Genomic DNA, 13,864 nt, shown 5'->3' with positions numbered 1-13,864 from the left:
TGCTGCTAACCGACGAGTTGCGTCACCGACAGGAGTGCGGTCATCACCGAAACGATGAGGCCTCCCACAACGGTGCTGATGAGAATGATCGCGGCGGGCCCGACGATGCCGACCATGCGATCGAGACTACGCTGCAGCTTCGCCTCGTAGAACTCGGCGATGCGGCCGGCAAGGACCGGCAACTGCCCGGTCTCCTCGCCAATCCGAATCATGCGCGTGGCCATGGCGGGCAGGATGTTCGTCGCCGCCAGCGCCTCCGACAACTTGCCGCCATGACGAACGCGGTCGGCCGCGGCGCTCCATACCGGGCCGCCGCCCGTGACCGACATGATGTCGATCAGGATGCGCAATGTCGCCGTCAGCGTCAGGCCACTGCCGAGCAGGATCGCCAGGTTGCGACAAAACACACTCGTGCGATACGATCGGAACACGGCGGCAAAGCCCGGTAGTCGGCAGACCTGCGAGATCACGGCGACACGGACGCTGGCACGGCCGAGAAGCAGGAGACCGGCCGCGATGACCGCGCTCGCCAACAGCGCGAGCGTTGCGCCGTTGCCGCGCACGAAGTCGGAAATGTCGAGGAACGTGTTGATGGTGGCGTCGGTCTTGGCGCCGAAATCGCGCAGCACCGCCGAGAACTGCGGCAGCACGTAAACGAAGAAGAAGAGCATCACGAGGCAGGCGGCGATCAGGACGAAGAACGGGTACTGCATCGCGTCGGTAAGCTTGCGACGCACGGCTTCCGCGCGCGCCCGCTCGGCGCCGAGCAGGTCGAGCACGTGATCGAGGGTCCCTGAGACCTCGCCGACCCGCACCAGCGCGACGTACATCGCGGGAAACAACAAGGGATGATGCGTCAGCGCTTCGGCAAAGCTCTCTCCAGCGAGAATGCTGGATCGTAACCGGCTGACGATCGGACGCAGCCGTCCGATATCGGCGTCGCTGGCCAGAAGTTCGAGCGAATCCTCGAGCCTCGCGCCGGCCTTCAACAACAGTGCCAGATCGCGCGTGAAGGTCGTGACATCGCCCTGGGTCGGACCGCCGAACAGGACCAGAACGTCCCGTGAGACGGAGCTTTCCGCTTTCTCCTCGATGGTCTCGATCGGCAGCAGCTGCAGATATTCGATCCGGTCCATCACCTCCTTGGCCGTCGCCGCCGCGATCGTCCCGTGCACGACGTCGCCATTCTGGGTCAGTGCGCGGTAGCGAAACTTGCTCACCGGCTCACCGTAACGTTGTGACGCGCAGGACCTCTGCGACCGACGTCGCTCCGGCCCGGCACTTCGCGACGCCATCATCGAGCATCGTCGTCATTCCATTGCGAATGGCGCTGCGGTCGATGACGGCGGCATCGGTCGTGCCTTGGATCAACGGTCGGATCTCCTGATCCAATTCGAGAACCTCGAAGATGCCGAGCCGGCCCCGATAGCCGGTGCTGCCGCAGCTCTCACACCCCACAGGTTCGTAGACCGTCTCGCCGACTTCGAAGCCTACCGCGGAATAGCGCGGGTCGGCGGAGAGATCATCGGCGCAAAGCACCTTTTCCGACCTGCAGCGCTCGCACAGCCTGCGCACGAGTCGCTGCGCAATCACCGCACGGAGCGTCGATCGCAGCAGGAAATCCTCGACCCCAAGATCGAGCAATCGCGGGACAGCGGCTGCGGCATTTTCGGTGTGCAACGTCGTCAGAACGAGGTGGCCGGTCAGTGCGGCATGGACCGCGACATGAGCGGTTTCGCCGTCGCGCACCTCGCCGACCATGATGACATCAGGGTCTTGCCGCACGAAGGATCGCAGGGCGGAGGCGAATGTCAGCCCGATCGCCGGTTTGACCTGCGATTGGTTGATGCCGGGAATCTCGTACTCGACCGGATCCTCGATGGTCAGGATCTTCCGTGTCGGTTCGTTGAGGACCGACAGCGCGGTTGCCAGGGTCGTGGTCTTGCCACTGCCGGTCGGCCCGCAGATCACGATCATGCCATGCGGCAATGCCAGCAGGCGGCGGAGCGATCGATCGTCGCGGGTGGCAAAGCCGAGCTTCTCGATGGCGAGCAGCCCTCGGTCCTTCGGAAGCAGCCGGATCACGGCCGACTCGCCATGCTGCGTCGGCATCACGGCGACCCGAACGTCCAGCTCGATGCGGCCGACGCGGAGCCGCGCAGCGCCATCCTGAGGCAAGCGCCGTTCCGCGATATTCAGGCCGGCAACGATCTTGATCCGCGAGATGACGGCTTGAGGCAGGACGCCGGCCGGTTCAGGGACCGGCTTGAGCAGGCCGTCCACGCGCATCCGAAGCGACAGTCCGGTCCGCATCGCTTCGACGTGGATGTCGCTCGCGCGTAGTTCGACAGCCAGTTCGAACAGATCGTTGACGGCGCGCACCACCGGGGCTCCGGTGGCGAGATCACGCAGGCTCTCGATGTCGTCGTCGCGCAGCTGCGGCTGCTCGGCGCCGTCACGCGCCGGAACCTCATCATCACCGGCCAGCCGGTTCAGTGCCATGGCAATGTCGTCGACCGAGGCCACCACGAGCTCGATCGCGCCCCCGAACACCAACTCGGCGGCTCGTGCGGCCGCGGTGTCGCGGGGATCGGTAACCGCGAGGCACGGCTTTTGCTGCGCGGACTGAAACGGGAAGACCATCGTCTCCCGAAGGAAGCGCCGGGAAAAACGCTCCGCCAGCGGCTTGCACGCCAGCAAATCGGACAACGAGATCCGCGGCAATCCAAGCTGTCGGGCGACTGCGTCGGCGAAGTCGGCGGCCGAGAGATCCGTTGCCTCCGACGTTTCCGTCCCGACGTCTTTGGTGGCTGCAGCGCCGGCCGACCCGGCGCCGAACCGGGCCGGCCCGCTGCCGCCCTGCGGATGGTCGGCAAACCGAAGAGGGGGAGGAGAGCTCATGGCGCGTCCCGTGACGGATCGTTGTCGATCACCTCATTGCCGAAGGCGAGCGTGCGAAGCACTTCGTTCTTGATGTCAAAGATGACACTTGTGAGATCATAAGATTAGAAGAACTACAAACCGGAAGCCGGCGCGGCGGTGCCAATACCGCCGGGCGGTCGTTGCTGCCATTCGACCGCGAGCCGCTGGCCGTCGATGATCTGATCAGGTGACAGTTTGGATGCGACGGCATCGCGAATGCGCAAATAGGGTTCACGTTCGCGCATCGGCGCCGCGGCTGCTGCAAGAGTCAGCCATTTGTAGGCCAGCACATGGTCCTGGTTCACGCCGTGGCCCTTGTCGTATGTCAGACCGAGCAGATGCTGTGCCGCCGGGTCGCCGCGTTCGGCGGCTCCGGTGTAGAGCTCGACCGCGGCCTCGTACGATTGCGGGACGCCGAATCCGTTGTCGTACATGTAGCCGAGCACGGTCATGGCGCGCGGATGTCCGCGTTGCGCCATCGGCGCCAGAAGACGCGCTGCCCTGACATAATCACCACGTGCGAATGCCGCCCATCCTGCTCCAGGCGGCCGGGCGTCGACCGTAGCGACGCCGAAGGCAAGCGCCACGACAGCAAATGCTGTTGTCGAACGCCGATTCATCGATTGATCCGCGACGTCTGAAGCGCACTCGCGGACACCGGATTGATTGTGCCGCGCAATTTCGACCGCAGCTCCTCGGCGACGTAGTGAGCATCGGTGCCGTCGCGGATGATCTGGGGGCGAATGAAGATGATCAGCTCGGTCCGTCCGCGGCTGCGGTCGTTGTTGCTGAACAGGTCCCCAAGGCCCGGGATCTGGTCGATCCCCGGAACGCCATTGCGCGTGCCTTGATGCGTTTCGCTGATGAGGCCGGCCAGCAGCACGGTCTGGCCGCTGGCCACCGCGACCGAGCTCTTCACCTTGCGCTGCGCGACCGTTGGCGTGAGGCTGTTGGCTGTCGCCGGAGAGACGTTGCTGATCTCCTGCTCGATCTCCAGCCGCACATTGCCGTTCTCGTTGACCCTGGGAGCGACCCGCAAGATGATTCCGGTGTTACGGTAGTCAATCGTGTTGACGACGGTGTTGTTGGTTGTCAGCACCGTGGCGCTACCGGTCGAAACCGGCACCTGGTCGCCGACCTGCAATGTCGCGGCCTGGTTGTCGATCACCACCAGCGAGGGGTTGGACAACACCTTGACGTCGGTCACCGTATGCAACGCACTCAGGATCGCGCTCGGCTGGGATTCCGATCCGACCAGGAAGTTGAACCCGGGGAAGGCGCGGCTGAGAAAGGCGTTGGTGATCGTTCCCGCCGCCGAGGCGACCGTCGTAGGTGCCGATGTCGAGGTGGTGTTGAGCACTGACCCCTGGTCGGGCTTCAGACCGAGGTTCTTGCTGGTGAGATAGGACTGCACGCCGAAGCTCAGGGTGTCGTTGAGCGTGACCTCGGCAATGGTGGCGTCGATCGCGACCTGCAGCTGCGGGCGATCGCACTGCCGGAGCGTGCTTTCGATCAGTCGATAGTTTTCCTTGTCGGCATAGATCAGAAGCGTGTTGTTGACGACGTCGGGGGTGATCCGCACGCCCTCCATGAGCGGCTTGCCGCCCGTGGAGGGACCACGTGAATCCGAACCCGCATCAAGGTTCGCCTGAGTCGGCGGCGGCGTCCCGCCAAAGCCGCGGTTTGCGACCAGACCGTTGTTGCCCTGCTGCTGGCTCGAGAAGCCGCTCGGTTGAGACGTCGTGCCGGCAGCCGACAGCCGCTCGCTGCTCGAGCTCGATGAAGCTCCGGAGCCGGGGGCTAGGTCATTGGACGATGCCTCGGCTGCGCTGCCCGCGCTGCCAACGAACATGTCGTTCAAGACCCGCGCCATCTGGCGCGCCTCGCCATATTTGACGCGGTAGACATGGACGCTGTTGCGCAGCGTGTTGGCGCTGTCCAACCGCTTGATCCATGTCTCTGCGGTACGCAGCAGCGCCGGCTTGCGGCTGATGACCATCACGGCGTTCATCCGGCTAACCGTCTGGAATTTGACCATGTTCTGGCCAAGACCGCTGTCGCCCGCGTCCATGATCTTTTCGAGCTCGGCAACGATCGGCTCGGGATTGCCGTTGACGATGGGAAAGATCCCGACCGACTGTCCGCGCATCCAGTCAGCATCGAAGCTCAGCGCGGCATCGATCGCGGTCCGCCGCTCGGCCCCGGTCCCCTGGATCAGCAACAGGTTGCGGCCGGGGTCGGCGCGCACCGTGCCCGGCTTCAGCGCAAAGCTGTCGAGCAGCTTCAACAATGTCGGTGCTGATACATATTGCAGCGGGAGGACCGAGATGCCGTAGCCGGGTTCTGCCGAGCCTCCGGCGGGATCCACGTTGCCGGCGCCGACCGCGTCGCCGAGCGGAATCAACCGGTAGCCCGAGGTATCGCGGACCAGCGCCGTCCCGGACAGGCGGAGCGCGTTCTCGAGCACGTAGGCAACATCCGATTTCGGGACCGGACGGACCGAGGACAGGCTGACGGTTCCCTGGATCCGCGGATCGATGGTGTAGCCGACGCCAAGGACGTCGCCGAGCACGACCTTGGCAACCGTTGCGATCGGCGAGTTCTCGAAGTTCAGCTCGAACCCGTTGCCGACGGGCTGCGATTGGACCGCCACCTGCTGGACCGGAAGCGAAGTTGCGGGGGGCGCTTCCGCTCTCGCCTCTCTCGCGTCTCTTGCGTCGTCGTTGCCGCCGTAGATTTCCGCGCGGGCCCGGCGCGCTGCCGGTGACTGCTCGGGAAGAACCTGCTTGGGGTACCGGGGCGAAAGATCGAGCCGGCCGACCTTGTCGAGCACGTCGTCGCCGCGACCGTCGCTCCCGATCGTCGCTGAATTGCAGCCTGCCAGCGCCATCGACACCACGGCCAGCGCTGCAAGCGTGCGGCATCGCAGCCAACCGGGGCTCACATCAGCAATCTCAACCACTCGCCCGCCCACCCGATCTGCCGCGTACGTTCTTAGTTTTGAGGCACCGCCGGGCGGAAGGCGATTGCCTTCCGTCCCGGGTCGTTGCCGCTCGCCTGCTGCGAGGAGAGGACGCCGCCTGTATGGCGGCGGCCTGTTGTTGTTGCGGTCCGTTACCAGAGCCAGCCGACACCAGCGAGAACGCGATCGGACATCGCCCCGGTCGCGCTGTGGTCGATCACCTTGGTGTAGTTCAGCTTGTAGACCAGGCTCGGGTTGGGAAACACGGCGATGCCGACGTCGTGGAACGTCATGTCGCCGTGGCCCGTCGGGTTGTTCAGGCCATTCGTAAAGTCCGATCCGAGCATGGCTGAGGTCTGGAAGTTCTGGCGGGTGTAGCGATAGAACGGCACGATGTCGTAGTCGTTGGGCGCCCGGAAATGATAGGCGATCTCGCCCGAGTAGCCCCACATGCTCTTGCCGACATTGTTGTCGTCGACGAGATCATTGTTGGCGCGCAGGTTTTCCGGATTGGAGAAGTTGACATAGGCATATTCGGCCCGCAGCTCCAGGCCGGTGTTCGGAACGCGGTACCGAGCCTCGGTATCGAAGATGGTCATCGCGTTCTTGCCGAGTGGGACCTCGGTGCCGTCGGGTTGGGTCGCATAGGCGCCGCGCGGCGTGACGTCCGGCGAATAGTAGATCGCCGAGCTGCCGGCGAAGCCGGGCAGGAACGATGGCGTGTAGCTCAGCCGCAATGTATAGGCGAGTTGATTGCTGAGCTGCCGGTTGTCGCCGATCGGCGCTTTCGAGAGGCCGAGCGCATCCGTGCCGTTGATGCCGCCCGCATAGCCGCCGGAATTGATGTGGCCATTGTCGCCACGATGGTCGAAACTGTCGCCGAAATCCTCGGCGCTTTGGCTGACCTGGAACTGATAGCTCAAGCCGTCGACGATCTTGCCGTGGAAGCCCATCGAGGGCGCATACCAGGTCGTCGGGATCAGGCCGTTGGCCAGTTCCGGGCGCGCTACGCTGTAGAACAGCGTCGGCTCATGATAGAGATTGGTGAAGGAGATCGGGATCAGATCGACGCCCGGTGAGCGCAGAGTGAAGTAGTCGCTGAACTTGATGTCGAAGAAGGCCTGCTCGACCTCGACTGCACCATGCAGCTTGTCGTCGTTGTCGAATGCGGTGCCGCCGTGCTCCCACTCCAGCTCTGCATTGAAGGTGATGGAGTCGCTGACCTGGTAGGTGGGCAGCAGCACCAGGCGTGCCATGTCGAATCCGTTCTGCCACTGGCCGTTGGCGTCGGGATTCTGTATCGAGCCGAACTTGATCTCGCCGTACATGCCGATCTTCATGCCCGCGACCGGCGATGGCGCGGCGCCGAACAGGTCCTTGTTGGAGGCCTGGGGCGGGGCCTTGAGATCGGCTACCGGCATGAATCTGGGCTTGGGATCGGAATCGGCGAACGCCGCTGCCAGCCGTGATGACGGGGAGGGCGACTGCGCGCCGTCGGCCGTCTTCTCGCTGGCCTTGGAGTCCTTCGCACCGGCGAACGCCATGGCGTCGCCGGCGGACTTGGAGGACTGCGCGGGATCGGACGCCCTGGCGGAATTGGCAAGCGCCATCGCTTCGGCCGGACGCCTGGACGCGAGCGATGCGGACTGCCCGACGCCGGTTGTCTTCTTGGCTTTCGCGTCCTTGAGCTCAACCTGAAGGTTGTTGATGCGCTGCTCCATGGAGTCGATCTTCGCCATCAGCGCCTTGACGGCAGCCGCTCCATCGGTCGACCGTGGCGGCGCATTTTCGGCGGCCTGGGCCGACGCCGCGCTCAGCGCCACTGTCGAGACGGCGGCCAGCAGCGACGACAACAGCTTGCCGCGGCTGCGAACCGCACGAATGCCATGGCCGAAAACCGAACTATCGCCGTGTGAAGACACGGTGCAATCAACGCGTCTCCCCTTGCAGCTAATCAAGACCATCAGTTGAACCTCCCCATAATTGACGCGCGGACGCACGCCCCTTCACCCGCGTCGCGGTGAACCCTGCCACGCGCATCTGCGAGCCATTTGCGTTAGAAACCGGCAATGTCGATACTTGGGCTCGCAGGCGATGCTCACGTGTCAGCACTTGGGCGGCGACGTGCGGAGCCCGTTGTTCGGCGATGGCGCGCCTGGCACCGGCGGTCGCGCTGACGGCCGTCGTTGTCGGGAGTAAGTACTTTCACTACTTACTGATTGTTGATCATTACAAATATCGCGAGCATGACGTCGGTCGATACAGCGTAGAGATGTATTTGTGCGTCTGAGGCGTGACGTACCGAACTACGCCACACTTCGTCAGCGATCGAGGCGCGCCATGACGAATTGCGTTCCCTCCGTGGCGCGGTTCGGACCGGGCACTGGAATTCAACGATAAAGTGGGAGCGAAGGCTGCTCGATTGCGGCGAGACTGCGCATGATCTGCTGATGGAGATGTCGTCGAGACCCATGCGACGACCTGTCGCGCACGATCAAGGCAGTCGCTCCGCAAACAGATGGTGCTGATTTAAATAGATTCTAAACGGCGGACTCGGACCAAATGCGAAAGTTATTGAAACGATAACAAATCAGTTGGCTCGATTTTGCATTTCGAGCAGCTCTCGGTCTCCCTCTCATCATTACGCCGCATTACGTAATCCTATTGTCGATCGATTAGTGCGGGTTTGGCTGCCATTCGCTGGAGTATGCCCGCGAGTACCGGGATCGACTGGCATCACAAGCCACGCCAGGACCGTTAATGTTCGAGTGTACCTCTTATGGTCTTGACGCGCGCGACCGAGTTCGCCGCAAAGCGGGACGAACGTCAGGACCGGGAATTGGGATGAACCGATTGCTTCGCTTACTCGCCGCTATCCTCGGGGAGGCATTATGAACGCTGTCCATCGGTTGGAGCCGGCGGTCGGACCGTTGCAGAATGTTCTTGGCTATCTCACCAAGATCGTTCGGCACAACGCACGCGTGGTCGAACGTTTGTCCGACCATCGGCTTGGGGGCGGTCATCGCTTCGTTTTCCATCAGCACGAGCTGGAGAAACTGCCCGGCATCACCCAAAATACCTTCGACGCGGATGGCCCCGTGTGGCTTTCCGTCGAACGGCTCGTCGCCACCGATCCGCCCGCCGTGATTTCCGATCTGGCGATGTGGATCGAGGTGTCGGCCGATCCGGACCGCCGCCCGCTGGTTCGGCAGCGCGTCACGACAACGGTGCATGAGGCGGAGAAGGATCGGCTGATCGCGGCGGGGCACGCACGAGCCGAGCATTGCTCGCCGGCGATTGCGCACGACGCGTCCGCCCGGCTCTGGAACGTGCGATTGCACTTGGAGCAGCGCCCGGACATCGTCGAGCGTCTTGATCGCTATCTCGCCGACTCGTGGGCCGCGTGGGCCACTGCGGAACGACCACGTCGTCAGACCATCGCGGTCCACCGACGGCTGCGCGAGATGGCCCGCGTGGCGGGAGCAGGCGGCAGCGATCGGAGCTGCGAGATCGTATGGGGTGTCGGCGTATCACGATGGCGAAGACAGGGCCATGAGCTGGATCTGCCGCTGCTCGAACGCCTGGTCGAGATCGAGGTTCTCGAAAACTCCGACAGCGAAATTCGGATCCGGCCCCGCATGGTCGGCGCAACGGTCAATCTCGCGGCATTCGAGGCGCTGACATCGGCCGCGACTTTGGCCGGTGACAACGCCGAGCGGCTGCTGGAGACGATCGAGCGCGGTGGTGAGCTTTCGCCCTTCCAGCCCGAGAGCTTCGAGCCGATTCTCAGCGCCATCAGCTCGCAGCTCGATCCGCAAGGGATCTATCGGCCCACCGTGCCCGACTCGGCAGTCACGCTGCAGGATGCGAGCGATCAGCTGACGGTCTCCGATCGCTGGGTGATCTTTGCGCGGCCACGCTCGGACGCACTGCTGCTGCGCGACATCGCGCGCCTGAAGCGAGCGATGGAATACGCGCCAGGGAGCGAGTGCTGCCTGGACGCGCTGGCTCACCTTCTGCTTGGGGCTCCGGACCACGAGGCGAAGGATCGCCTGCGCCGGCGGCTGTCCGGAGTGATCGGCGACCCCATCGATATCGCGCCGGTTGCGCAGGTCACGGCCGATCAGGGTGATCTGTTCTTTCCCTTGCCGACGAACTCCGACCAGATGGAGATCGTGCGCCAACTCCGGCGCTCGGACGGCCTCGTCGTGCAAGGTGCGCGCGGACCCGACCGGACCGCCGCGATCGCCAATCTGGTGTGCCACCATCTCGCGCTTGGCCTGCGCGTCCTCGTGGTATCACGCAACGAGTCTGCGCTCGCGCATCTGTCCGAGAAGCTGCCCCGCGCCATCCGCGAGCTCACGGTCGAACTGACCGGCTCCGACAAGCAGGTATTGAAGCACGCAGAGACCGTGGTCAGCCGGCTGCTGTCGATCGTCGACACCATGGACCTGCGCGCGCAGGCCGAACAGATCAATCGGCTTGAGCGCGACATCATCGCGACCAGCTACGAGATATCGCGCCTCGATGACGACGTCGCCGACATCGCCAGCCGCAGCCTGCCGCGTTCGTCGGGTGCCTCCGATCTGCCGCCCGACGCACTGACGACGTTGATCGCCGATCGCGATGCGTATGCCTGGTTCACCGATCGGCCGTCACGATTTCTGAGCGAGACAGACCTGCTGGCTTCGGCGGTCGATCAGGCCAGCCAGGCGCGGTTGCGACTGGCCGGCGATCTCAAATACGTTGACGACGATCTGCCGGAGATTGCTAGTCTGCCCGACGCCGCGACAGTGATGCGTCTGCACAAGGATCTGCAGTCGACCGCCGAGCGGCTGGACGGGGAAAGTCGTGATAGCCGGCTTACCCGCGATGTGATCGCGACGCTCGGGTCGGAGGAGGCTGACAAGCTCGCCGGCGATCTCGACGCGCTGGCGGCTGCCCATCGGGTCATTGCCGACGACCCCTGGCTCGCAGCGCTATCACCGGTCGGAGCCCACGCCGACGAGACCTCCGTCGACGGCGCAGCGCTCGTCGATTTTGCCCGGGATGCGTCGTCCCTGCTGTCGCGGCGCGCTGGCTTCCTGGCCCGGCCGGTGGAAACGCCCGCGGACGCCTTCGCCAACCAGGAGCTGCTCACGATCGTCGAACGGCTATCCGTCGGAGAAAGGCCCTTCGCGACGTTCTCTCTGCCCGGACGCGGCTTGAAGCAGACCGTGGACGCGATCACGCTGGCTGGCTTCGCGCCGAAGACCGCGGCCGATTGGGGCCATGTTCGCGACTATCTCACATGGCGGCGTCACCTGCATTCGCTCAACGCCCGATGGCGATTGCTGGCGGCGGAAATCGGAGCGCCCACGCCCGAGCCGGAATCCTCCCACACGTTCCACGGTCACGAGCGCATCATCAAATGCGTTGAGGTCGCGATCGTAATGGCGGCGCTGGCCAAGCGCAACGTCCTGACCACCGTCCCCAAGCTGTCGATGCCGGACGGCGAGGTCGCCGAGTTGCTCGGCGATGGCCGAAGACTTACCGCTCTTGCGGCTGCTGTGAGGAATGCGGCCAGCCGCCTCGCCCACCAGCGCTCGGAGCTCACGCGGCTGAACCAGCTGTTTAGCGGTTGCGGGGCGCTTGCAGCAGATGTTGAGGCCGACGTGCTCTCGCAGATCGGCCGCGATGATGTGGACCCGCGCGAGATCGAGAAGCGCTGGATCGCCATTCGCTCCCGGCTGCAGGCGCTGCACGACCGGCGCCAGGATGTCGAACTGCTCGACGAGGTCTGCCGGACGTTGACAGAAGCAGGGGCGGGTGAGTTCGCCCGGCGCATCCGAAGCGAGCCGGCGGATCAAGAGGGCGGCGATCCGGTGCTCGTTGCAGATTGGATCATGGCCTGGAATTGGGCGGTGCTGATGCGACAGACCGACGGTGTCGGTCAGCATCAGCGCTTGCGCGATCTGTCCGACCAGCGTGTTGCACTGGAGATGAGACTGCGCGAGCTGCTCGAGCAGGTGGTCGTTGCAAGGATGCATCTGGGCTTCGCGCAGAACACGAGCAGCAACGTGAGGCAGGCGCTCACCGTGTTCATGATCACGCTGCGAAAGATGGCCGCGACCTGCTCCGGCCCCACGGCGTGCCGGCTGCGTCAGGTCGCGCGCGAGGCGCTTGAAAGTTGCTATGAAGGGATCCCATGCCAGCTCATGCCGGCATGGCGTGTCGCCGAGCAGTTGCCGGCGCGGCTGGGCGCGTTCGATCTCGTCGTCATCGACGATGCCTCGCAATCCGACCTGCGCGAACTCACTGCGATGCTCAGGGGGCGCAAGGTCGTCGTCATCGAGGACGATCGGCGGACAGGGGAGATCGTCGAGCAAGCCGATCGCAGCATCGAAGCCATCGAGCACGCCGTTCTGCGCAGTGTTCCGGTCGCGATCCGCCAGTTCCTGCTGCCGGGCGCGGCGCTCTGCGATCTCGTCAAGCTGCTGTTTCCAGACCGGATGATCAGGCTTCGGGAGCACGCCCGCCGGGTTGATCCGGTCGCGCTTCCGTCCACCGCGTCGTGGCCGCAATCCGCGGAGCCGCAGGCACCGTCCGGCGGCGCGTATCCGGCTGCATCCGCGCTCGCGGGCTCCGCGGAAGGACACCTGCCATCGATGTCATCCGCGCCGCGTCCCGCCTATTCGCTGGAGGATGAGATCGCCACAGTGGCCGAAAGCCTGTCGTTCGCTCGTGCTTCGCGGGGGCAACGCGACGAGCCGACCATCTCGATGGAGGGCCCGGCGCCGGACTGGCTGAGCAATCGGACGGGTGGCAGCACGCCGAGCAACGAGGCGCGCGGGTCGGCGCGCGGTGCCGCGCATGACGAGCCGGCCGCCGCCGCATCGGCCGCCGCGCCTGCACCGCCAGCGTGGTTGCAGCCCGCCGTGTCGGTCACGGCTGCGGGGAACGAGACGCACCACGGCGCCGATCGCCTCGCGGATTCGGCATTGTCGCCGTTGGACGACGCGCCGGCTGCGGCCACGGTGACCGTTGTCGCAAACGAGGCGGAGAGGCCCGGGAAGACGGAGACGCGACCCGCATCCGAGCCGGTGCGGCGCCCTGCCGGCATTGATCATTCGCCGCTCTCGGCGCCCTGGCGTCCGCGGCTTGATGACATCGCGAAGCGGCCGCGCCGCTCGCTTCGCCGCCGCGTCATGGCCGCCGCCGCAGTCGTCGCGGTCATGATGGTCGCTACATCGATCTACTACTGGCAGCCGGCAGCCAATCGAATCACGACGTCTTGGCACGCGGTCCTGAATCAACTCCCGGTGTCCTGGAATGCAGCCTCGCCGGCTGCCGCGCTGGCAGCCGGCACCGAGCCGCGTAAGGTCACCGCGGAGCGAATGATGCCCAACGGCAAGAGCGCGGCGGGCGGCGATGGCGCGGCTGAGGCGATCATGTCGCACGCCGTGCTGTATCAGGAGGATCCGCAAGATCCGCACGGCAAGCGCTATCTCGGGACGGTGACCTGGCACGTCGAGCCTGCCGCCGGGTCGGTCCCTGCATCGATCAAAGGAGATGTCGAGATCGACAAGCGGATGAAGGCGACGCTGTCGCTGCGCCCCAATCTCGAAAACGAGATGCCGGCGAGCCACCTCATGGAGGTCAAGTTCAACTGGCCGGACGACCCGACTCACGTCGGTGTCGATAGCTTGAAGGGCGTGAGCATGAAGGCCAGGGAATCGGGACGCGGCGCGCCATTGTCGGCGCTGACCGCGAAAGTGACGCCCGAGTTTTTCATGATTGCACTGTCGGCCGGTGACGTCGACACGAAGCGGAACGTTCTGCTACTCAAGGGCAAGGAATGGATCGACATTCCGATCGTGTATAGCGGCGGCAGCCGGGCGGTTCTGGCGATCGAGAAGGGAGCGGACGGTGAGCGCGCATTCAAGGATGCGTTTGCCGCCTGGGGACAATGAACCGGCGAGGCCGATCTCCGGTGGTTGT

General features: G+C 64.7%; 6 protein-coding genes. 1 reads left to right on the top strand and 5 read right to left on the bottom strand.

What is annotated here, in order from left to right; translation table 11 throughout:
* Window positions 1-5: 5 nt before the first annotated feature.
* The 5 genes from LQG66_RS16905 to LQG66_RS16885 all read right to left on the bottom strand — a co-directional run bounded on the left by LQG66_RS16905 (window position 6) and on the right by LQG66_RS16885 (window position 7,848).
* Entirely contained in the window at window positions 6-1,220 is a 1,215-nt protein-coding gene (locus LQG66_RS16905) for a type II secretion system F family protein (RefSeq protein WP_231327322.1), read from the bottom strand.
* A 4-nt stretch (window positions 1,221-1,224) separates the two neighbouring features.
* Window positions 1,225-2,901 (bottom strand): GspE/PulE family protein, encoded by a 1,677-nt coding sequence (locus LQG66_RS16900; RefSeq protein WP_231327321.1) that lies wholly within the window; start codon window positions 2,899-2,901, stop codon window positions 1,225-1,227.
* A gap of 113 nt (window positions 2,902-3,014) precedes the next feature.
* A complete protein-coding gene (locus LQG66_RS16895) occupies window positions 3,015-3,542 on the bottom strand; it encodes a tetratricopeptide repeat protein (RefSeq protein ID WP_231327320.1) in 528 nt (175 codons plus the stop codon).
* The gene (gene gspD / locus LQG66_RS16890) at window positions 3,539-5,896 is read right to left on the bottom strand and encodes a type II secretion system secretin GspD (RefSeq protein WP_231327319.1); all 2,358 of its coding nucleotides are present in this window, start codon (window positions 5,894-5,896) and stop codon (window positions 3,539-3,541) included. Before gspD ends, LQG66_RS16895 begins: the two co-directional genes overlap by 4 nt.
* Before the next feature lie 140 nt (window positions 5,897-6,036).
* A complete protein-coding gene (locus tag LQG66_RS16885; RefSeq protein WP_425601317.1) occupies window positions 6,037-7,848 on the bottom strand; it encodes a hypothetical protein in 1,812 nt (603 codons plus the stop codon).
* 927 nt (window positions 7,849-8,775) lie between these two features.
* Between LQG66_RS16885 and LQG66_RS16880 the strand changes: the two genes are divergently transcribed.
* Window positions 8,776-13,836: a DEAD/DEAH box helicase family protein gene (locus LQG66_RS16880; protein WP_231327318.1), complete on the top strand. Its 5,061-nt coding sequence runs from the start codon at window positions 8,776-8,778 to the stop codon at window positions 13,834-13,836.
* The last annotated feature ends 28 nt before the right edge of the window (window positions 13,837-13,864 follow it).

It is taken from the genome of Bradyrhizobium ontarionense, from assembly GCF_021088345.1.
Classification (GTDB): domain Bacteria; phylum Pseudomonadota; class Alphaproteobacteria; order Rhizobiales; family Xanthobacteraceae; genus Bradyrhizobium; species Bradyrhizobium ontarionense.
This window is presented reverse-complemented; position numbering and strand designations above follow the sequence as displayed.

Coding starts and splice junctions, on each gene's coding strand:
- LQG66_RS16900 (WP_231327321.1), bottom strand. CDS start 2,901: ATGAGCTCTCCTCCCCCTCTTCGGTTTGCCGACCATCCGCAGGGCGGC.
- LQG66_RS16885 (WP_425601317.1), bottom strand. CDS start 7,848: ATGGTCTTGATTAGCTGCAAGGGGAGACGCGTTGATTGCACCGTGTCT.
- LQG66_RS16880 (WP_231327318.1), top strand. CDS start 8,776: ATGAACGCTGTCCATCGGTTGGAGCCGGCGGTCGGACCGTTGCAGAAT.
- LQG66_RS16895 (WP_231327320.1), bottom strand. CDS start 3,542: ATGAATCGGCGTTCGACAACAGCATTTGCTGTCGTGGCGCTTGCCTTC.